Genomic DNA, 21,228 nt, shown 5'->3' on the forward strand with positions numbered 1-21,228 from the left:
TTTTACCTCTAAATAGCGTGGGGTATCTGCCGATAGCCATTATACACTGGAGCGTTACTGTTTTTTCATCCAGTATTTTTTATTGGCAATATTCACCGTCGAGAGTAAAATTACACCCCTGCCCGCTCACTCCTTCAGGTAGCCGCTCATGAGTAAACCGTTCAAACTGAATTCCGCTTTTAAACCTTCTGGCGATCAGCCGGACGCTATACGTCGTCTGGAAGAGGGGCTGGAGGACGGGCTGGCGCATCAGACGTTATTGGGCGTGACCGGCTCCGGGAAGACATTCACCATTGCCAACGTCATTGCGGACTTGCAGCGGCCAACGATGGTGCTTGCGCCCAATAAAACCCTGGCGGCGCAGCTCTACGGCGAAATGAAAGAGTTTTTCCCGGAAAACGCGGTGGAGTATTTCGTCTCCTACTATGACTACTATCAGCCGGAAGCGTATGTGCCAAGTTCGGATACGTTTATCGAAAAAGACGCTTCGGTAAACGAACATATTGAGCAAATGCGGTTGTCGGCAACGAAAGCGTTGCTTGAGCGACGCGATGTCGTGGTGGTGGCTTCCGTGTCCGCGATTTACGGTCTGGGCGATCCGGATCTCTACCTGAAAATGATGCTGCATCTGACGGTGGGAATGCTGATTGACCAGCGCGCGATTTTGCGTCGGCTGGCGGAATTGCAATACACCCGTAACGATCAAGCTTTTCAGCGTGGTACCTTTCGCGTGCGCGGCGAAGTGATCGACATCTTCCCGGCTGAATCTGACGACATCGCGCTACGCGTTGAGCTGTTTGATGAAGAAGTGGAACGCCTGTCGCTGTTCGACCCGTTAACCGGGCAGGTAGAGTCAACGGTGCCACGTTATACTATCTATCCCAAAACGCACTACGTGACGCCGCGCGAGCGTATTCTGCAGGCGATGGAAGAGATAAAAGATGAGCTGGCGGACAGGCGTAAGGTCTTGCTGGCAAATAATAAGCTGCTTGAAGAGCAGCGATTAAGCCAGCGCACGCAGTTCGATTTAGAGATGATGAACGAGCTGGGCTACTGCTCAGGCATTGAAAACTATTCCCGCTTTCTGTCGGGCCGCGGGCCGGGCGAACCGCCGCCAACCTTGTTCGATTATCTGCCCGCCGACGGACTGCTGGTGGTGGATGAGTCTCATGTCACCATCCCGCAGATAGGCGGCATGTACCGCGGCGACCGGGCGCGCAAAGAGACGCTGGTCGAGTATGGCTTCCGTCTGCCTTCGGCGCTGGATAACCGTCCGCTGAAGTTTGAGGAGTTTGAAGCCTTAGCGCCGCAAACTATCTATGTTTCCGCCACGCCCGGCAACTATGAGCTGGAAAAATCTGGTGATGAGGTGGTGGATCAGGTCGTGCGACCGACCGGGCTGCTGGACCCGATTATTGAAGTGCGTCCGGTGGCGACCCAGGTGGACGATCTGCTGTCCGAAATTCGTCAGCGTGCGGCCATTAATGAGCGTGTCCTTGTCACTACGCTTACCAAACGGATGGCGGAAGATTTGACCGAATATCTGGAAGAGCACGGCGAGCGCGTGCGTTACCTGCACTCAGATATTGATACCGTGGAGCGGATGGAAATCATCCGCGATTTGCGTCTGGGCGAGTTTGACGTTCTGGTGGGGATTAACCTGCTGCGCGAAGGGCTGGATATGCCGGAAGTCTCGCTGGTGGCGATTCTGGACGCCGATAAAGAGGGCTTCCTGCGCTCCGAGCGCTCCCTGATTCAGACCATAGGGCGCGCGGCGCGTAACGTTAACGGTAAAGCGATTCTGTATGGCGATAAAATCACGCCGTCGATGGCGAAGGCGATTGGCGAAACCGAGCGACGTCGCGAGAAGCAGCAGAAGTACAACGAAGAGCACGGTATCACTCCGCAGGGGCTGAACAAAAAAGTGGTCGACATCCTGGCGCTGGGGCAGAACATTGCGAAAACCAAAGCGAAGGGGAAAGGCAAGGGCCGTTCTACGGCAAAAGCCGGAATTGTCGAACTGGATATGACGCCGAAAGCGTTGCAGCAGAAAATTCATGAACTGGAAGGGCAAATGATGCAGCACGCGCAAAATCTGGAGTTTGAAGAAGCCGCGCAAATTCGCGACCAGTTGCACCAGTTACGCGAGTTGTTTATCGCGGCGTCCTGACAATGTGTCGATCGCCAGCGAGTCATCGTTACCATGGCTCGCTTTTGAGAATTTCAGTGCAATAGTCAGGGCTAAGTCAGTCAGGAATGAAAAACAGTGACAGGCTTTGACTAACGAGATTGTCGAAGAACTCAAAACATCAATGGGGTAGCTAGTTTAATCACAACTGAAGAAAATTAGCGTTGAGGCTGAACCCAACGCTAATTTTCCCTCTCTCCTCGGCTATGAAAAAAAACGCCCCGTATTATCGGTATAGCTATCCTCATGATCGTCATTTTAATCTTATGTGAGTTCGTTGAAAGCGTGTCATGGCAACAGATTACATCATTCTACTTAAAAAAGAGGTGATGGAAGCGCGAGCATTTATAAGTCAAGCGCTGCAAATACTGAATGATTTGTCCGAAATAATGACGACTATGGCCTCTTGTTTAAAGTTGAGAATATCCTTATCTGTTACTTTAGGTTACGTTCAGATCAGGTAGGGAAAATATGTTTAATATTACTAATATACAATCTACGGCAAGGCATCAAAGTATTAGCAATGAGGCATCAACAGAGGTGCCTTTAAAAGAAGAGATATGGAATAAAATAAGTGCCTTTTTCTCTTCAGAACATCAGGTTGAAGCACAAAGCTGCATCGCTTATCTTTGTCATCCACCTGAAACCGCCTCGCCAGAAGAGATCAAAAGCAAGTTTGAATGTTTAAGGATGTTAGCTTTCCCGGCGTATGCGGATAATATTCAGTATAGTAGAGGAGGGGCAGACCAATACTGTATTTTGAGTGAAAATAGTCAGGAAATTCTGTCTATAGTTTTTAATACAGAGGGCTATACCGTTGAGGGAGGGGGAAAGTCAGTCACCTATACCCGTGTGACAGAAAGCGAGCAGGCGAGTAGCGCTTCCGGCTCCAAAGATGCTGTGAATTATGAGTTAATCTGGTCTGAGTGGGTAAAAGAGGCGCCAGCGAAAGAGGCAGCAAATCGTGAAGAAGCCGTACAACGGATGCGTGACTGCCTGAAAAATAATAAGACGGAACTTCGTCTGAAAATATTAGGACTTACCACTATACCTGCCTATATTCCTGAGCAGATAACTACTCTGATACTCGATAACAATGAACTGAAAAGTTTGCCGGAAAATTTACAGGGAAATATAAAGACCCTGTATGCCAACAGTAATCAGCTAACCAGTATCCCTGCCACGTTACCGGATACCATACAGGAAATGGAGCTGAACATTAACCGTATTACTGAATTGCCGGAACGTTTGCCTTCAGCGCTTCAATCGCTGGATCTTTTCCATAATAAAATTAGTTGCTTACCTGAAAATCTACCTGAGGAACTTCGGTACCTGAGCGTTTATGATAACAGCATAAGGACACTGCCAGCACATCTTCCGTCAGGGATTACCCATTTGAATGTGCAGAGTAATTCGTTAACCGCTTTGCCTGAAACATTGCCGCCGGGCCTGAAGACTCTGGAGGCCGGCGAAAATGCCTTAACCAGTCTGCCCGCATCGTTACCACCAGAATTACAGGTCCTGGATGTAAGTAAAAATCAGATTACGGTTCTGCCTGAAACACTACCTCCCACGATAACAACGCTGGATGTTTCCCGTAACGCATTGACTAATCTACCGGAAAACCTCCCGGCGGCATTACAAATAATGCAGGCCTCTCGCAATAACCTGGTCCGTCTCCCGGAGTCGTTACCCCATTTTCGTGGTGAAGGACCTCAACCTACAAGAATAATCGTAGAATATAATCCTTTTTCAGAACGAACAATACAGAATATGCAGCGGCTAATGTCCTCTGTAGATTATCAGGGACCCCGGGTATTGTTTGCCATGGGCGACTTTTCAATTGTTCGGGTAACTCGACCACTGCATCAAGCTGTCCAGGGGTGGCTAACCAATCTCGAGGAGGAAGACGTCAACCAATGGCGGGCGTTTGAGACGGAAGTAAACGCGGCAGCCTTCAGCATGTTTCTGGATCGTCTTAGCGATACGCAGAACACCCGACACCCGGATTTTAAGGAACAAGTCTCCGCCTGGCTAATGCGCCTGGCTGAAGATAGCGCACTAAGAGAAACCGCATTTATTATAGCGATGGGTGCAACGATAAGCTGTGAAGATCGGGTCACACTGGCATACCACCAAATGCAGGAAGCGACGTTGGTTCATGATGCTGAAAGAGGCGCCTTTGATAGCCACTTAGCGGAACTGATTATGGCGGGGCGTGAAATCTTTCGGCTGGAGCAAATAGAATCGCTCGCCAGAGAAAAGGTAAAACGGCTGTTTTTTATTGACGAAGTCGAAGTATTTCTGGGTTTTCAGAATCAGTTACGAGAGTCGCTGTCGCTGACAACAATGACCCAGGATATGCGATTTTATAACGTTTCTGGTATCACTGAGTCTGACCTGGACGAGGCGGAAATAAGGATAAAAATTGCTGAAAATAGGGATTTTCACAAATGGTTTGCGCTGTGGGGGCCGTGGCATAAAGTGCTGGAGCGTATAGCGCCAGAAGAGTGGCGTGAAATGATGGCCAAAAGGGCTGAGTGTATTGAAACGGATGAGTATCAGAGCCGGGTCAATGCTGAACTGGAAGCGTTAGGAATAGCAGGTGATCCTGACGCAGAGCGCATGGCTGGAATGCGGATAATGGAAGAGATCAATCAGACCCTCTTTACTGAGATCATGGAGAATATATTGCTGAAAAAAGAGGTGAGCTCGCTCATGAGCGCCTACTGGCGATAGCTGAACGCAGTTTATCAGAAGAGGGAGAGAGCCTGTTTACCCTTCGGTGTAAACAGGCTTCTGATAAGCGCAGCGTCGTCGGTAAACGGGCTTAACCCAACGCCTGTAGCGCTTTTTCCAGCGCATTATGTAATAACTGACGATCGTGGCGATAGGGGATATCGCTGGCCTCCAGCACTTCCTGAATCACCAGCCGATCGTTCACCGCACTGACGTCAACTTGCGGTCCAACCACCACCGCGTCAATAACCTTTTTGCCAATATATTGCTCCATCATTGCCAGCTTATCGACCAGCGTTAAACTGGCGGCGGGCAGACTCAGTTCGCGACCCAGATTGCCGATATACACCATTGGCGCTGGGGTGCGCCGCAGCGCCTGCGCCAGTTCATCCAGCAACAGGCAAGGCATCAGGCTGGTATAAAAACTGCCAGGGCCAATCAGAATCAGATCCGCGTCATTAATGGCCTGTACCGCTTCCCGCGTCGCCGGAACGTTTGGCGTTAACATGATCTCCTGCGGCGGCGTCGCTAACTGATCGATATTCACCTCGCCATAAATCTCATGCCCCTGTTCGTCAATCGCCATCAGATCTACCGGTAGCTCCGACATCGGGATCAGCTGCGCGTCCACTTTAAGCAGATTACGAATTAAATTAATCGCTTCCAGAGGCCGCACGCTCAGGTGATCTAACGCCTTTAACATCAAATTTCCGAGGTTATGACCAGAAAGTTCGCCATTACCGCCAAAACGATACTCAAACATAGCGGACGCGACGCTAGGTTCGGTAATTAACTGATTCAGACAGTTGCGCATATCGCCCCAGGCGATCCCGCCTTCCGAGCGGCGAATACGGCCAGTTGACCCCCCGTTATCTGTGGTAGTCACAATGCCGGTCAGGCGCGAACCTAATGAAGAAAGCGAGGAGAGGACGCGTCCTAATCCATGCCCTCCGCCGAGGGCAACGACACGATCAAGGTCAGCCAGCGTACGATTGCGCATAAAAATTCCTGAAGTCAAATAAGCAGCGCTACAGTAGCGCAAGTCGCGGGTTTTCAGCAATTAGCCGACCGGCTAAAAGACAATTAATTATTCCCGACTACCCCTTTATAGCGAGGGCGTTACCACGGCTAAATGATATATATCAATGTAAAAGTGTGATTTTCACGTATTCTGTCGCTAAATAGCACGATCATATCGCTATGTATATGTTTATATAGCGAAAGCGTGATGGCGAAATTGTCATTTACACGCTAGTATCGGCGTAACCACAGTAAACACTCTAGCCTCTGCACCTGGGTCATTTTTGATACGGTGCTTTGGCCGTGACAACGTTTAACGTTTGCCACCAGGGCGCAGGAAGAAATGACTCCGCCTCCCGTATTTGGAAAGGTGTACATGGCTTCACAACTTACCGATGCTTTCGCGCGTAAGTTTTACTACTTGCGTTTGTCGATTACCGATGTGTGTAACTTTCGTTGCACCTACTGCCTGCCGGATGGCTACAAACCTGGCGGCGTCACTAACAACGGTTTCCTTACCGTCGATGAAATTCGTCGCGTTACGCGCGCTTTTGCCAGTCTTGGCACGGAGAAGGTGCGTCTTACCGGCGGCGAGCCTTCATTACGCCGCGATTTTACCGACATCATTGCCGCCGTGGGTGAAAATGATGCTATTCGCCAGATTGCGGTGACCACTAACGGTTATCGACTGGCGCGCGATGCCGCGAACTGGCGCGAAGCGGGGCTGACGGGCGTCAATGTTAGCGTGGATAGCCTGGATGCGCGTCAGTTCCATGCGATTACCGGTCAGGACAAATTCCGCCAGGTGATGGCGGGCATCGATGCCGCCTTTGACGCCGGTTTCGAAAAGGTGAAAGTCAACACCGTGCTGATGCGCGACGTGAATCACCATCAGTTGGATACCTTCCTTGCCTGGATTCAGCCTCGCCCCATTCAGCTACGCTTCATTGAACTTATGGAGACGGGCGAGGGGAGCGATCTCTTCCGCAAACATCATATTTCGGGTCAGGTATTACGCGACGAGCTGATTAAGCGCGGTTGGATCCACCAGCTCCGCCAGCGCAGCGATGGCCCGGCGCAGGTTTTTTGTCATCCCGATTACGCCGGTGAGATCGGCCTCATTATGCCGTATGAAAAAGATTTCTGCGCCACCTGTAACCGCCTGCGTGTTTCGTCCATCGGTAAGCTGCATTTATGTCTGTTTGGCGACGGCGGCGTGAGTTTACGCGACCTGTTACAGGATGACGCGCAGCAATACGCGCTTGAGGAACGTATTTCCGACGCGTTGCGGGAGAAAAAGCAGACCCATTTCCTTCACCAGAGCAATACTGGTATTACGCAAAATTTATCTTACATTGGCGGTTAATCCTTAATAAGGAGATTTCAGATGAGTCAGGTCAGCGCTGAATTTATCCCGACCCGCATCGCTATTCTTACTGTTTCCAGCCGACGCGGCGAAGAAGACGACACCTCCGGTCATTATCTGCGTGATTCGGCGCAGGAGGCCGGGCATGAAGTGGTGGCGAAAGCCATCGTTAAAGAGAACCGTTACGCGATTCGCGCCCAGGTTTCCGCCTGGATCGCCAGTGATGAGGTGCAGGTCGTATTGATAACTGGTGGGACCGGTTTGACCGAAGGCGATCAGGCGCCGGAAGCGCTGTTGCCGCTGTTCGATCGTGAAGTGGAAGGATTTGGCGAAGTGTTTCGCATGCTCTCGTTTGAAGAGATCGGCACCGCAACTCTGCAGTCGCGCGCGGTAGCTGGCGTGGCGAATAACACCTTGATTTTCGCCATGCCGGGCTCCACAAAAGCGTGCAGAACCGCATGGGAGAATATCATTGCGCCGCAGCTGGATGCCCGTACACGCCCATGTAATTTTCACCCTCATTTAAAGAAATAACGATGTCGCAATTAACCCATATAAACGCCGCAGGCGAAGCGCACATGGTGGACGTTTCCGCTAAAGCGGAAACCGTTCGTGAAGCGCGGGCGGAAGCATTCGTTACCATGCGTAGTGAAACGCTGGCGATGATTGTTGATGGCAAACACCACAAGGGCGATGTTTTCGCCACCGCCCGAATTGCCGGTATTCAGGCCGCCAAACGCACCTGGGAGCTGATCCCGCTGTGCCACCCGCTACTGCTAAGTAAAGTGGAGATTCAGCTTCAGGCCGAGCCGGAGCATAACCGCGTGCGTATTGAGTCTCTGTGCCGTCTGACCGGTAAAACCGGCGTCGAAATGGAAGCGTTAACCGCGGCGTCCGTCGCGGCGTTAACCATCTACGACATGTGCAAAGCGGTACAAAAAGATATGGTAATTGGTCCGGTGCGCCTGCTGGCGAAAAGCGGCGGCAAATCGGGGGATTTTAAGGTGGATGCGCATGATTAAGGTGCTTTTCTTCGCCCAGGTTCGCGAGCTTACAGGAACTGACGCGCTGGATCTTCCAGCAGATTTTTCCACCGTTGAGTCGCTGCGACAGCATCTGGCGACAAAGAGCGATCGTTGGGCGCTGGCGCTGGAAGACGGCAAGCTGTTGGCGGCGGTCAACCAGACGCTGGTCAGTTTTGACCATCCGCTGACGGCGGGCGATGAAGTGGCGTTTTTCCCGCCAGTCACGGGGGGCTAACATGCACGAAACGCGAATTGTAGTCGGCCCTGCGCCGTTTAGCGTCGGGGAGGAATATTCCTGGCTGGCGGCGCGCGACGAAGACGGCGCGGTCGTCACCTTTACCGGAAAAGTGCGCAATCATAACCTGGGCGATAGCGTTAAGGCGCTGACGCTGGAGCATTATCCCGGCATGACTGAGAAAGCTCTGGCGGAGATCGTCGCAAAGGCGCGTTCCCGCTGGCCGCTGGGGCGGGTCACGGTGATTCATCGCGTTGGCGAATTATGGCCGGGCGATGAGATTGTGTTTGTCGGCGTCACCAGCGCGCACCGCAGTAGCGCGTTCGACGCCGGTCAGTTCATTATGGATTATCTGAAAACCCGTGCGCCGTTCTGGAAGCGTGAAGCCACGCCGGAAGGCGATCGCTGGGTCGAAGCGCGCGACAGCGACCAGCAGTTGGCGAAACGTTGGTAGCAGAATGTGATACGCTTTAGGGTATCATTTCCACACAGGAGTTCATCATGGACAGATTTCCACGATCTGATTCAATAGTGCAGGCACGGTCCGGCCTGCAGACCTATATGGCGCAAGTGTATGGCTGGATGACGGTCGGACTGTTACTGACCGCGTTTATCGCGTGGTATGCGGCTAATACGCCAGCCGTCATGATGTTTGTCTTTTCCAGTAAGATCACCTTCTTTGGCTTAATTATTGCCCAGCTTGCGCTGGTGTTTGTTCTGTCGGGACTGGTGCATAAACTTAGCGCCGGAATGGCGACGACGCTGTTTATGCTCTATTCGGCGCTAACCGGATTGACGTTATCCAGTATTTTTATCGTTTACACCTACTCCTCTATCGCCAGCACGTTTGTGGTGACGGGGGGAATGTTTGGCGCCATGAGCCTGTACGGGTACACCACTAAACGCGATCTTAGCGGTTTCGGCAACATGCTGTTTATGGCGCTTATTGGTATCGTTCTGGCGTCGCTGGTCAATTTCTGGCTGAAGAGTGAAGCGCTGATGTGGGCGGTAACCTATATCGGGGTGGTGGTGTTTGTCGGTCTGACCGCCTATGACACGCAGAAACTGAAAAATATCGGCGAGCAAATAGATACCCGCGATAGCGCTAATCTGCGTAAATATTCGATTCTCGGCGCGTTAACGCTGTACCTGGACTTTATCAACCTGTTCCTGATGTTACTGCGTATTTTTGGTAATCGCCGCTAATTATAGCGATCTCTTAAAATCCTGGCCCTGCGCCAGGATTTTTTTAGGACTATATTTAGGGCGAAACAGCATAAATATCTTAGAAATGTTTTCCTGCGCTTGCCATTCTTATCACCGTGATCATGTGAAGAGTGATAAATGACAAGTGGGACCTCTGGCTGCAATACGTATACGGCAAATAGCATTTATTCCCGCGACAATGTTATCCCTTACCTATTGGTATACTGCGTTGGGACTATGGTGTACCGCCGGCATTATATGGTTAACGTTGTATACTCATTTTTTGATAACTCACGTTCAACCTGTTGTTGTTTTGTGGATATCAGCACTTTTGCTTGGCCTGGGGTATGGGGCCGTTACCTGTGTTTTCCGCTTTGGCACTGTTGTCGTAACGTTGATATATATTGCCATCATTACACTTACCGGCGTGTCATTAGCTTACCTTTTCTCAGGTGGCGTGACCATTTTCGTGATTGTTGGAATCATGTTTAGTCTTAATGCCTTATTTATTTTCTACCTGAATATCAGTTCTGGTCTATTCAGGCCGTTAATTTTTATGGCGGTAAGCGGGATCATCGCTGCGATAGTTGTCAATAGCCTGGTGGCCAGTAGCACTCTGGTCTGGATAGTCAGTATGCTGACGGTATTGGTATGGACATTGATTACAGCACTAGAAAAATCGACACTTCATGGTTATGCCCGCATATTATACCACAGCGAGTTTTCATCCCTGTCTCGTTGCGCTTTATTTGGCGCGCTGACGCTTTACCTTGGCATTATTAATGCTGTGGTTACGCTGTGTCGTTATATCATTTTGATGATTCTGGAAATACTATTATCTTTCAGGCCGTAGGCGTTGCAGGTTTTTTATTCAGGTTGGTGATGATGGGTATAATGAGTAAATTATGTGGCAAACAATTTTGGTTAGCGTTTTGTGAAGCTAAAGACGTCACTCGCGCCATTAAAAATGGCGGCGAGGATTTTAATCAGAAATGCCCGCCAGCGCTGATTTCTCATTTCATTACCGGATTTTCATGGGAACATTCATTACCTAATCCTGCGCCTGTTTGCGCGTTTAGTTTTATGCTTCTTGTGGGAGGTGTGTGCAGTGCGCATTTTGTTTTTGATAAGTTTATCCTGTATTGGCCACTAAATATAATTATTTATTTTGGCAGTGCTATAGGTATGATGCTATGTGTTATGGCTGAGGTATGGCTTATTGCCAAAGGTTTTATCCTGGGGTTGCGCCTCTGCGTTTTACTGTTTTTATTAAATATTATGCTCTGCGGTACTGGATTATTTGACGTGTTGTGCCATCAAAATAGCGAACTAAAGAGTGATCTGGTTATCGCGATTATTATGGTTGTGCTTTGCCGCTGGGTGATGAATGGCGAAACGTTTACAATGATGATTCGTTTCTGCCTGGGGCGTCGATTAGTGCGAGTCGCATTACAAAAATATCTCACCTCACAGACAAGGAAATGATAAGCCCATGAACCTGATGACGTGGCTAACAGGAAAAACACTGGCGGAGCTGGTGAAAAAAGGGCAGTTGATCCCGCCAGAAATTAAGTTACCTGTGTATCCGGCCAGCCACTACAAAAAAAACTGGTATGAACAAGGTATTCCTCACGGAGGCGTTATTGGGCTTACGGCGATCATGATGACGATGACATGGATCGTCAGTATAAACATGGTTATTGCGCAGTTTGAGCTGCACAATAAAAAGCATCTGGAGCTGGTCTTCTTCCTGGCCGTGGGCTATATCGCTTTTCTTACCCCGTCAAATCAGCTCCTGCTTAAAGGAAGAATGAGCGGGGTCATTATTTACCGCTATGCGCTATTACTGGCCATTATTTCCGTTACGTTGGCAACGTTCTGTACCCTGTCATCAGTATTCATGGGCGAGTTCCACGAAGTGCTCCTGCTGCTGTTTAGCTGGTCATTGCTGCTTTTTTCCCGCTTACAGATGAATACGTCTTTTTTCTCAGCATATGTTTATTTTTACCGGATAAAACGCGTTGTGCTGGAAAGCGAAAACGCGTCTGCTTAAATTTATTTCGCCATCGCCCGCTCGTTTTTCGCCCGCAGCTTCTTCGCCCGGCTCTCCAGGATCAGATAGCACACCAGCGCCAGCAACAGGGGAATAAAATAGTAAAGCACGCGGTATGCGAGCAGGGCGGCGATAATCGTGCCTTGCGACGTATGTTCGCCCGCCAGCAACGCAAGGAATACGGCCTCCAGTACGCCGATGCCTGCCGGAATATGCACGATGACGCCCGCGATACTGCTCACCAGCAGTACGCCCAGTACAAAGAAATAGTTCACATCCTGACCCATCAGCAGCCAGATGATGGCGCCCATCGCCATCCAGTTCGCGCTGGAGATTGCCATCTGCGCCAGTGCGAATTTCCATGACGGCAGCACCAGTTTCTGCCCTTTAATCGTCATATGCCGCCGCTTCGCAAAGGCGCAAAACCACAGATAGACCGCGATAATCAACAATAAAACGATACCGAGAATACGTAGCGTGCCTTCATCGATATACCAGTGGTCGGGAAGCTGGACAATGCCGAAGGTAAAAATGATGCCACCAAGCAGAATATAGCCCAGCCAGTTAGTGGTAATGCTGAGTGAGAAAATACGCGTGATAGTACTGCCGGGCAACCCGAGGCGAGAGTACAGTCGGTAACGCATCCCGATCCCGCCGACCCAGGTGCTGAGCGTCAGGTTAAAGGCATAGCAGACGAACGATACCAACATCACCTGTCGCTTCGCCAGTTTATGGCCGCAATAAAGCCGTCCAAGCAGGTCGTAGCAGCCGTACAGAAGATAGCTAACGATCACCAGTCCTACAGCGCTTAAAAGCGCCGTGCGGTTATAGTCACGGATGACGGTCCAGACATCGCCCCAGTCGACCTTTTTAGCATAAACCACCAGCAGAACGACGACCGCAATAAAAAACAGCCAGGTCAGCACTTTTTTAGCCAGCCGCCAGCGCGGATGCGATTTAGCCATTAGGGCTTCACTCCTGTATTTTCTGGATCAACGCGATCCTGGGTTTCCATTTCTGGCTGGGCAGGCGGGGGAACCTGCGCCAGATGCGGGGTATGCGCAGGTAGCCAGCCGACCAGCGCCGGGAAATGACGTAAAAAGTGGAACGCCAGCACGCTTTTGGTCAGGTTCCACCAGGTGCGTTTCGGCAGCATAGACTCATCGACCTGCTTACAATCATTCACGATGATGCCTTGTAAATTATCGCGCAGGGTCTGGTTAAAAGTACGATCGTGAATGATCAGGTTAGCTTCAAGGTTAAGCGACAGGCTGAGCGGATCGAGATTACTCGACCCTACCGTGGCCCAGTGATCGTCCATCAGCGCCACTTTGCCATGCAGCGGACGTCGTCGGTATTCATAAACCTGCACACCGCCCTTCACCAGATAGTTATAGAGCAACCGCGCGCCGACTTTGACTATCGGCATGTCTGGTTCCCCCTGGACAATCAGTTTTACGCTCACGCCACGGCGGGCGGCTTTACGCATTGCGTGGAGCAAGCGATAGCCGGGGAAAAAATAGGCGTTAGCGATAATCACCTCACGCTTTGCCTGGGTCAGCATTTTCAGATAATGACGTTCGATATCGTCGCGGTGCTCTTCGTTATCTCGCCAGACAAACAGCGCCTGCGCTTCGCCGGGGTGGCGGTTTTCTTCGGCCTGATGATGGCGCTTCCACCAGCGGCGCGCGGGGCTTTGCCCCGGCAGATTCTCGACTTCGAATTGCAGGATATCGGCCACTACAGGCCCTTCGACCCGTACCGCGTAGTCTTGTTTCGCCTGCGGGCCGTAATCCGACATATGTTCGGCGGAGTAGTTAATGCCGCCGACAAAGGCAATACGATCATCAATCACCACAATTTTGCGGTGCATTCGGCGGAAGATATTGGTTCGCAACCCCAGTAGACGCGGGCGGGGGTCGTAATAGCGAAAAATCACGCCCGCTGAGGTCAATTCGCCGACAAACGCGTCGCTGAGATCGGGAGAGCCGTAGCCGTCGAGTAATACTTCGGCTTTTACGCCGCGCTGTGCGGCTTTTAGCAGAGCGGCATGGAGTTTTTTACCCACCTCATCTTCAAACAAGATAAAGGTTTCCAGAATGATTTTTTGCTGTGCCTGAGCGATAGCCTCAAACACGGCAGGATAGAACTGGTCGCCGTTTTCCAGTAGCTGAATTTGATTACCTTCACGCCAGCCGCATTTCATAGATGGATCTCCGCGCTAAGGGGGGCATGGTCTGATAAATGTCGCCAGTTCCGCAGCGGTAGCGCCGTAGGAGAACTGGCGTTCGCATTCTTGACGTAAATACGATCGAGTCGCAGCAGCGGCATACTCACCGGGAATGTGCGCGCCGGTCGGCCATGGGCACGGGTGAATATCTCCTCCAGCCCGGCCGCGTTTAATGGCGGGCCGGCCTTTTGCCGCCAGTCATTAAAGTCTCCGGCCACCAGCACCGGTTCTGATTCCGGCAAGGCATTCACCCATCCCGCCAGCATGGTTAACTGCGCCTGGCGGTGGCTCTCCCGCAGGCCGAGATGTACGCACATGACGTGGATAGGGCGGTTGAGCATGGGCGGCGTAATGCGGCAATAGAGCACGCCGCGTTTTTCGCTACCGCCGACCGAGACGTCGCGATTTTCATAATGTTCAATGGGATAGCGAGAAAGAACCGCGTTACCGTGGTGGCCTTCCGGATAGACCGCATTGCGGCCATAGGCGAAATCGCTCCACATGGTGTCGGCCAAAAATTCATAGTGGGTAGTGTCCGGCCAGTTTTCGATATGCAGCGGATGTACTTCATGCGCGCCCATCACTTCTTGCAGACAGACGATATCGGCGCCGACCGTTCTGACAGCGTCGCGCAGCTCCGGCAGGATGAAGCGTTTATTAAAGGCGGTAAAACCTTTGTGCGTATTAATTGTGAGCACTTTGAATGAAAAATTTCGCGTGTGTTGAGTCATTTTCTTCCTGTCCGCGTCACTATCCTGATTGAAATAGTGTAGTCGTCGTCACAAAAAGATGCGGTCTTACGGAATTTTCCGTAAAGTTCGGTACTCTGAATAATGAGAGAAAAATGCTTCAGGAGAAAAGCCATGAAGTGGCAACAACGCGTTCGTGTCGCAACCGGCCTCGGTTGTTGGCAGATTATGTTGCATTTACTGGTAGTGGCGATGCTGGTAATAGGCTGGATGAGCGGCACATTAGTGCGCGTCGGCCTGGGATTATGCGTGCTTTATGGCGTGACGGTACTGCTGATGCTGGCGTTGCAGCGCCATCATGAGCAACGCTGGCGCGATGTGGCGGATGTGCTGGAAGAGCTGACTACCACCTGGTACTTCGGCACCGCGCTGATTGTCCTCTGGCTGCTATCCCGCGTATTGCAAAACAATGTCTTGCTGGCGCTGGCGGGGCTGGCTATCCTGGCCGGGCCCGCCGTGGTCTCGCTACTGGCGAAAGATAAAAAGCTACATCACTTTGCGTCTAAACATCGCATACGCCGCTGAACCCGTGGTGGCCGCTATCACCAGTAGCGGCCACAAACTTCCCCAGACAATTCCCAGACTTGCATCCTTAAGATAAATTTGCTTGGTAATATCAGTAAAGTGGCGGATAGGATTTATCCACGTCAGGTTTTGCAGCCAGACCGGCATATTTTCCACCGGCGAGACATAACCCGAGAGCAAAATCGCCGGCATCATAAAGACAAAGACGCCGATAAACGCCTGCTGTTGCGTGGCGCAAAGCGATGATATCAGCAAGCCAAAGCCTACCAGCGACAGCCCGTAAATCACCATCGTGAAATAAAACAGCGCTAACGAACCGGCGAAGGGAATTTGGTATGCCCAAATGCCGATAGCCAGCACGATCGTGGCCTGGAAGGTCGCGACAATCAGCGCCGGCACCGCTTTACCAACGAAAATCTGCCAGGTGGTGAGCGGAGAGACCAGCAGCTGATCCAGAGTGCCTTGTTCACGCTCGCGGGCGACGGACAGCGAAGTGACGATCATCACGCCAATAGTGGTGATCATGGCGATCAGCGAGGGCACCACAAACCACTTGTAGTCCAGATTCGGGTTATACCAGTTGCGTACCACCAGTTCGCTATTGTTGGGCTTTGGCTTGCCGTCCATCAATGTCTGCTGATACTCCTTGACGATCTGTTGCAGATAATTGGCGGCGATTTGCGCGCTGTTGGAGTTACGTCCATCAAGAATGAGTTGCATCGGCGCAGGCTGGAAGGTATCCAGATTCCGCGAGAAATCCGCCGGGAAGCGTACCAGCAGCAGCGCTTTTTGCGTATCGATAGTCGGCTGGATCTCCTGCGGACTGTTCAGCAATAGCACATGGGTAAACGCTTTCGCGCGGGCAAAGCGCTGGGTAAGTTCTACCGAATGTTTGCCGTTATCTTCGTTATAGATGGCGATAGTCGCGTTAGTGACTTCAAGCGTCGCGGCGAACGGAAACAGGATGACCTGAATCAGCACCGGCAGAATCAGGATCGCGCGCGTTTGCGGTTCGCGTAAAAGCGATTGCAGTTCTTTGCGAATTAACGTCCATAAACGATGAAACATGCCCGTCCTCTCAGTCCAGTTTGCAGGCCTGATAAGCAAAGCGTATCAGGCATAATACCGGATGGCGGCGTGAACGCCTTATCCGGCCTACGACGACAATTATCCATACACATAGTTAATCCAGCCGTCGTTTGGTTTTTAGCCACGTCAGGCCAATAAACATCACCGCCGAGGCGATTAAAAACAGTACGTTAACGCCTAACACGACCGGAATATTGCCGGCCAGAAACAGACTTTGTAGGGTGCTGACAAAATAGCGCGCCGGAATAATATAGGTCACCGCGCGGATCACCGCAGGCATACTGTCTATCTGGAAGATAAATCCGGACAGCATAATCGAGGGCAAAAACGCGGCGTTCAGCGCCACCTGCGCGGCGTTAAACTGGTTGCGAGTGATAGTGGAAATCAACAGCCCCATCCCCAGCGTACTCAGTAAAAACAGACTGGTGATGATAAACAGAATCACCAGCGAACCGCGATACGGCACGCCGAGAATAAACACCGATACCAGCATACAGAGCAGCATCGCCAGCATACCGAGAAAGTAATAGGGAATAAGCTTACACAGCAGCAGTTCAACACGCGTCACTTCGGTTGAGAGCAGCGCCTCCATCGTGCCGCGTTCCCATTCGCGGGCAACGACCAGCGAGGTGAGGATTGCGCCAATTACCGTCATGATAATGGTCACCGCCCCGGGAATAATAAAATGCTGACTGATCGCCGCCGGGTTAAACCAGTAGCGCGTCTGGACGTCGATGAGCGGTTCAAAGGTGTCGCCGCGATCTTCCGCCCGCTGCTGTTGCCAGATTTGCCAGATGCCTTCCACATAACCCTGAACGAAGTTGGCGGTGTTTGGCTCGCTGCCGTCGGTAATCACCTGAATCGGCGCGCTGTCACCGTCGCGCGCCATTTGCTGCGCGAAATCCACCGGAATCACCACCAGTCCGCGAATGCGTCCGGCCTGCATTTTTTCAATTAATTCATGGCGGTTATCGCTAATGGTCGCGTCGATATAGGGTGAACCGGTCATCGCATGAGTGAAATCCAGCGCCTCCTGGCTTTGTTGTTCAAGCAGAATCCCCACCCGCAGTTTGCTGGAGTCGAGGTTAATGCCGTAACCAAAAATAAACAGCAACAGCAGCGGGATCACCACCGCAATCAGCCAGCTACTGGGATCGCGCACGATCTGGCGCGTCTCTTTGACGCACAACGCACGCACGCGGCGCCAGGAGAGAGACTTACTCATGCGTATGCTCCTTATCCCAGTCATTGATGAGAGTGATAAAGGCCTGCTCCATCGTTGGATCGGCCTGTTGCTCATCGGCGGCCTGCGCTTTGAGATCGTCCGGCGTACCGCTGGCGATAAGCTTCCCGCGATAAACCAGTCCGATGCGATCGCAATATTCCGCCTCATCCATAAAGTGGGTCGTCACCATTACCGTGACCCCTTTTTCCACCATGCTATTAATATGCAGCCAAAATTCACGGCGGGTGAGGGGATCAACCCCGGACGTTGGTTCATCAAGGAATAAAATATCCGGTTCGTGCATCAGCGAGCAGGCCAGCGCCAGTCGCTGTTTAAAGCCCAGCGGCAGCGCATCGGTGGGATGCGACGCGATGCTTTTCAGACCAAACGCTTCACTCATGCGCTGAATTTTTTCATTTTGCGCGCGGCCCCGCAAACCGTAGACGCCGGAGAAAAAACGCAGGTTCTGCTCAACCGTCAGGTTGCCGTAAAGCGAAAATTTTTGCGCCATATAGCCCAGATGCTGACGGGCTTTGCCGGAGCTGACTTTCAGGTCCATATCCAGCACCAGCGCCTTGCCGGACGTCGGCACCAGCAGGCCGCACATCATTTTAAAGGTGGTTGATTTACCCGCGCCGTTCGGGCCGAGCAGGCCAAAAATCTCGCCGCGCTGTACGACGAAATTAACATGGTCCGTAGCCGCGAAATCGCCAAATTTTTTCGTCAGTTCCTGCGCTTCAATCACCGTTTCGCCGGCAGTGCCTTCAACCGTATGCAGGATTGAACCCAGCGGAGACTCCGAGGTTCCCGCTCCGCCAAGCAGATCGATAAACGCATCTTCGAAGCGCGGCGCGGTCTCATTGAGGGTGATTTCCGGCATCCCTTCGGCCTGACGAATATCTGCTGCGGTCGCCTCTTTTTTCAGGATCAGGCGTACCGAACGTCCCTGAATCATGCCGTCGCTCACCTGCGGCAGTCTGAGCGCTCTCTGTAGCAACTTACGGTTGTTTTCCTGTGGACTGCTCATCAGAAAGCTACGCCCGGCCATCGTTTGCGTCAGCGCTTTAGGTTCGCCCTGATAGAGCAGCTCGCCTTCATTCATCAGCAGCACATCGCGACACTGTTCGGCTTCGTCGAGGTAGGAGGTGCTCCAGAGGATTAGCATCCCGTCGCCCGCCAGCTCGTGGACCATCTGCCACAACTCGCGCCGTGAAATCGGGTCAACGCCAACGCCCGGTTCATCCAACAGCAGCACTTTCGGTTCGCCGACCAGCGTACAGGCCAGCCCCAGTTTTTGCTTCATCCCGCCGGACAATTTTCCTGCCAGACGGCCAGTGAAAGGGCCGAGGGCGGTAAACTCCAACAAACGGGCAAAGGTCTTTTCCCGTATCTCGCCGGTAACGCTGCGTAAATCGGCATAGAGATTAAGGTTCTCCATGACGGTAAGATCTTCATACAGACCGAATTTCTGCGGCATATAGCCCAGAACCGCGTGCAGCTCGCTGTCGTTTTGTATCGGGTCGAAGCCCAATACTGACGCGTTGCCGCCATCGGCTTTGAGCAGGCCCGCCAGCATACGCATCAGCGTGGTTTTTCCTGCGCCGTCCGGCCCTACCAGCCCGGTGACATAACCGGAATGAATGGTACAGTCGAGCGGCGCGACGGCGGGTTTATCCATTCCCGCAAAGCGCTTCGTCAGACCGTGCAGCGTAATAACGGCCTCACTCATGCCGTGCCTCGTCATTAAATTTCACCGTGACTGGCATCCCCTGGCGTAACGCATCGTCCGCATCGGTGACGATAATGCGCAGGCGATAGACGAGATCGGTACGCAGATCCGGCGTTTCGACGGTTTTCGGCGTAAATTCCGCGGTGGGCGAAACGAAACCAATCTTGCCGTGGTAAGGTTTGTCAGGACGACCGTCGGTATACAACAGAATGTCGCGCCCCGGTTGCGTCTGACTGAGGTTGCGTTCATCAACATAGGCGCGCACCCAGACGGGGCGGGTCAGCGAGAGCGTTAATACCGTGCTGCCGGCGTTCAGCATACTGCCAGGCTCGACCGCGCGGGTGAGCAAGGTTCCGTTGGCAGGCGCGATAAGCGTGGTGTCCTGCAAATCAAGCTGCGCCTGCGCCAGTTGGGCCTTTGCCTGTTCCAGGCTGGCTTTCGCCTGGGCGATATCCTGTTCACGATTACCGGTACGGTACTGGCTCAGTTTATCCTGCGCGGACTTCAGCGTCGCCTGCGCCTGATCGCGCGATGAGCGGGCGTTTTCCAGATCGTTAGCGGAAATGGTGCGGCTTTTCCACAATCCTTGCTGACGGTTATAAAAGTTTTGCGCGTAGTCATAGGCGGCTTGCGCCTGTCTGACGGCGGCGGCGGCCTGGGCTATCTCTTCATCGCGATAGCCTGCCAGCATCAAATCATATTGCGCCTGCGCGACCGACACGCCAGCTTTCGCCTGCATTAGCGCGTTTTCGTATGGCGCGTGATCCAGTTCGCCGAGCACCTGTCCGGCTTTGATGGCATCGCCTTCATCAACATTCAGCGACGCCAGCCTGCCGCCGACGCGAAAGCTGATATTGACGGTACGGATATCGACATTACCGTATAGCGTCAGCCCATCGTCCTGCCGACTTTGATACCACCAGGTTCCACCGGCAATCACAGCGACGATCGCTGCGATTGCCAGTCCGATAACGACAGGTTTTTTCATCAGTCCAGACTCCTTTGCGTTAAACCGTGCAGAATAAGATCGATGTGGCAGGTTACCGTCTGGTAAATCAGCTCCGCTTTTTCTTCATCAAACTGCGGCCAGCCGGTACGTAACAGAATAGTTTCTTTGCCGAGACGGAACGCCAGCACTTCGCCCAGTAAGGCATGGGTATGCAAAATCATGCGCGTATCATTGGCGTCGCAGCCGGTATAAGCGGCAACCAATCTTGTCAGATGGGTGTGCAACGGATCGATAACCTGTTCATGGACCAATTGATAGGCCGACGTGGGAGAGAGCTGCTCGCGTGAAATAAATTTGCTCAGGTTAACGGTGTCTTCCTGCGTCAGCAGCATAATCATGTTCTTGCAGGCGAGCAGAATGAGTTCGCGTATGGCGTCCCGGTCAGGGGCAGGCTGGCTAAACAGACGTTCCGCTTTTTCAGCATGGGGGCGAAATTTTTCGCCAAGAAAATCGGCAATCCACTGGGCGCAGGCGAGGTATAAATCCTCTTTTGAGCCGAAATAGTAAGTAATGGCGGCAATATTTTGCCCCGCCAGCGCGGCGATATCGCGCGTGGTGGCATGGAGGCCATACTCGCCAAACTGCGCCAGTGCGGCGGCAATGAGCTGACTTTTCGCCTGCTCGCCCTTGGTGGTCGTGGTGGAAATATTCATCACACGCCCTAAGTCTTAATCAATCGATTGATTAAGATTATGACTCATAATGGCACTTGTCCAGTGTGGTCGATTAATTTGTCTTTGCCACCTTTCGGGATAATTTATGCGCCGCATCACAAAAACTGCTACACTCCGCCCCTTCATGACATTGTGGTTTTTGTCATTCCAAATTTGAGCATCTCCC

At 52.1% G+C, this 21,228-nt stretch carries 22 protein-coding genes and 1 riboswitch; of the genes, 13 read left to right on the plus strand and 9 right to left on the minus strand.

The genetic code is table 11. From position 1 onward, the window contains the following. Positions 1-148 precede the first annotated feature (148 nt). The 3 genes from uvrB to slrP all read left to right on the plus strand — a co-directional run bounded on the left by uvrB (position 149) and on the right by slrP (position 4,927). Positions 149-2,170 carry an excinuclease ABC subunit UvrB gene (uvrB, locus tag ACLJRS_RS00155; RefSeq protein ID WP_000042502.1) on the plus strand — a complete coding sequence of 674 codons (2,022 nt, stop codon included), beginning with the start codon at positions 149-151 and terminating at the stop codon, positions 2,168-2,170. A 308-nt stretch (positions 2,171-2,478) separates the two neighbouring features. Next, the gene (locus ACLJRS_RS00160; RefSeq protein WP_001539544.1) at positions 2,479-2,652 is read left to right on the plus strand and encodes a hypothetical protein; all 174 of its coding nucleotides are present in this window, start codon (positions 2,479-2,481) and stop codon (positions 2,650-2,652) included. Positions 2,653-2,659: 7 nt separating this feature from the next. Continuing rightward, positions 2,660-4,927: an SPI-1 type III secretion system effector E3 ubiquitin transferase SlrP gene (slrP, locus tag ACLJRS_RS00165; RefSeq protein WP_410957732.1), complete on the plus strand. Its 2,268-nt coding sequence runs from the start codon at positions 2,660-2,662 to the stop codon at positions 4,925-4,927. A 91-nt stretch (positions 4,928-5,018) separates the two neighbouring features. Here slrP and yvcK read toward each other — a convergent pair whose 3' ends face one another. Continuing rightward, positions 5,019-5,927 (minus strand): uridine diphosphate-N-acetylglucosamine-binding protein YvcK, encoded by a 909-nt coding sequence (yvcK, locus tag ACLJRS_RS00170; protein ID WP_001246037.1) that lies wholly within the window; start codon positions 5,925-5,927, stop codon positions 5,019-5,021. A 264-nt stretch (positions 5,928-6,191) separates the two neighbouring features. Next, positions 6,192-6,336: riboswitch (molybdenum cofactor riboswitch) on the plus strand. Here yvcK and moaA point away from each other — a divergent pair. The 9 genes from moaA (at position 6,324) to ACLJRS_RS00215 (ending at position 11,832) form a co-directional block, all read left to right on the plus strand. Continuing rightward, the gene (gene moaA / locus ACLJRS_RS00175) at positions 6,324-7,313 is read left to right on the plus strand and encodes a GTP 3',8-cyclase MoaA (RefSeq protein ID WP_023258600.1); all 990 of its coding nucleotides are present in this window, start codon (positions 6,324-6,326) and stop codon (positions 7,311-7,313) included. Its footprint overlaps the riboswitch before it by 13 nt. Before the next feature lie 21 nt (positions 7,314-7,334). Then, on the plus strand, positions 7,335-7,847 hold the full coding sequence (gene moaB, locus ACLJRS_RS00180) for a molybdenum cofactor biosynthesis protein B (protein WP_000084604.1): 513 nt from the start codon (positions 7,335-7,337) through the stop codon (positions 7,845-7,847). 2 nt (positions 7,848-7,849) lie between these two features. Further along, complete coding sequence (gene moaC / locus ACLJRS_RS00185; RefSeq protein ID WP_000080894.1) at positions 7,850-8,335, plus strand: cyclic pyranopterin monophosphate synthase MoaC; 486 nt, start codon at positions 7,850-7,852, stop codon at positions 8,333-8,335. After that, positions 8,328-8,573: a molybdopterin synthase sulfur carrier subunit gene (gene moaD, locus ACLJRS_RS00190; RefSeq protein WP_000598596.1), complete on the plus strand. Its 246-nt coding sequence runs from the start codon at positions 8,328-8,330 to the stop codon at positions 8,571-8,573. The genes moaC and moaD overlap by 8 nt, the downstream gene beginning before the upstream one ends. 1 nt (position 8,574) lies before the next feature. Further along, entirely contained in the window at positions 8,575-9,027 is a 453-nt protein-coding gene (gene moaE, locus ACLJRS_RS00195) for a molybdopterin synthase catalytic subunit MoaE (RefSeq protein ID WP_000545202.1), read from the plus strand. A 47-nt stretch (positions 9,028-9,074) separates the two neighbouring features. Next, positions 9,075-9,779, plus strand: a complete 705-nt coding sequence (locus ACLJRS_RS00200) for a Bax inhibitor-1 family protein (protein WP_000373611.1) — start codon at positions 9,075-9,077, stop codon at positions 9,777-9,779. Positions 9,780-9,924: 145 nt separating this feature from the next. Further along, positions 9,925-10,632: a Bax inhibitor-1 family protein gene (locus tag ACLJRS_RS00205; RefSeq protein WP_000529065.1), complete on the plus strand. Its 708-nt coding sequence runs from the start codon at positions 9,925-9,927 to the stop codon at positions 10,630-10,632. 23 nt (positions 10,633-10,655) lie between these two features. After that, entirely contained in the window at positions 10,656-11,264 is a 609-nt protein-coding gene (locus tag ACLJRS_RS00210) for a hypothetical protein (RefSeq protein WP_077906102.1), read from the plus strand. Positions 11,265-11,271: 7 nt separating this feature from the next. Then, a complete protein-coding gene (locus ACLJRS_RS00215; protein ID WP_001052196.1) occupies positions 11,272-11,832 on the plus strand; it encodes a hypothetical protein in 561 nt (186 codons plus the stop codon). 2 nt (positions 11,833-11,834) lie between these two features. Here the strand turns inward: ACLJRS_RS00215 and ACLJRS_RS00220 are convergent, their stop codons facing one another. From ACLJRS_RS00220 to ACLJRS_RS00230, 3 genes are read right to left on the minus strand one after another with little or no spacing between them, the layout of a single operon-like run. Then, on the minus strand, positions 11,835-12,797 hold the full coding sequence (locus ACLJRS_RS00220) for a YbhN family protein (protein ID WP_001129817.1): 963 nt from the start codon (positions 12,795-12,797) through the stop codon (positions 11,835-11,837). Continuing rightward, positions 12,797-14,038: a cardiolipin synthase ClsB gene (clsB, locus tag ACLJRS_RS00225; RefSeq protein WP_000649639.1), complete on the minus strand. Its 1,242-nt coding sequence runs from the start codon at positions 14,036-14,038 to the stop codon at positions 12,797-12,799. Before clsB ends, ACLJRS_RS00220 begins: the two co-directional genes overlap by 1 nt. Further along, a complete protein-coding gene (locus ACLJRS_RS00230; RefSeq protein WP_000192039.1) occupies positions 14,035-14,793 on the minus strand; it encodes an endonuclease/exonuclease/phosphatase family protein in 759 nt (252 codons plus the stop codon). The genes clsB and ACLJRS_RS00230 overlap by 4 nt, the downstream gene beginning before the upstream one ends. A 132-nt stretch (positions 14,794-14,925) precedes the next feature. Here ACLJRS_RS00230 and ACLJRS_RS00235 point away from each other — a divergent pair, with 132 nt between their 5' ends. Continuing rightward, positions 14,926-15,336 (plus strand): YbhQ family protein, encoded by a 411-nt coding sequence (locus tag ACLJRS_RS00235; RefSeq protein WP_000871970.1) that lies wholly within the window; start codon positions 14,926-14,928, stop codon positions 15,334-15,336. On the opposite strand, the gene ACLJRS_RS00240 is transcribed toward ACLJRS_RS00235, so the two are convergent. The 5 genes from ACLJRS_RS00240 to cecR all read right to left on the minus strand — a co-directional run bounded on the left by ACLJRS_RS00240 (position 15,298) and on the right by cecR (position 21,041). Then, a complete protein-coding gene (locus ACLJRS_RS00240) occupies positions 15,298-16,404 on the minus strand; it encodes an ABC transporter permease (RefSeq protein WP_000469050.1) in 1,107 nt (368 codons plus the stop codon). The two genes, ACLJRS_RS00235 and ACLJRS_RS00240, sit on opposite strands and share 39 nt — an antisense overlap. Before the next feature lie 115 nt (positions 16,405-16,519). Further along, positions 16,520-17,650 (minus strand): ABC transporter permease, encoded by a 1,131-nt coding sequence (locus tag ACLJRS_RS00245; RefSeq protein ID WP_000045765.1) that lies wholly within the window; start codon positions 17,648-17,650, stop codon positions 16,520-16,522. Continuing rightward, on the minus strand, positions 17,643-19,379 hold the full coding sequence (locus tag ACLJRS_RS00250; RefSeq protein WP_001287612.1) for an ATP-binding cassette domain-containing protein: 1,737 nt from the start codon (positions 19,377-19,379) through the stop codon (positions 17,643-17,645). Before ACLJRS_RS00250 ends, ACLJRS_RS00245 begins: the two co-directional genes overlap by 8 nt. Beyond that, entirely contained in the window at positions 19,372-20,367 is a 996-nt protein-coding gene (gene hlyD, locus ACLJRS_RS00255) for a secretion protein HlyD (RefSeq protein WP_000743431.1), read from the minus strand. Before hlyD ends, ACLJRS_RS00250 begins: the two co-directional genes overlap by 8 nt. Further along, entirely contained in the window at positions 20,367-21,041 is a 675-nt protein-coding gene (gene cecR / locus ACLJRS_RS00260; protein WP_001027526.1) for a transcriptional regulator CecR, read from the minus strand. Before cecR ends, hlyD begins: the two co-directional genes overlap by 1 nt. Positions 21,042-21,228 lie beyond the last annotated feature (187 nt).

The sequence above is a fragment of the Salmonella sp. SAL00670 genome (assembly GCF_046552235.1).
In the GTDB taxonomy this organism is placed as follows: Bacteria; Pseudomonadota; Gammaproteobacteria; order Enterobacterales; family Enterobacteriaceae; genus Salmonella; species Salmonella enterica.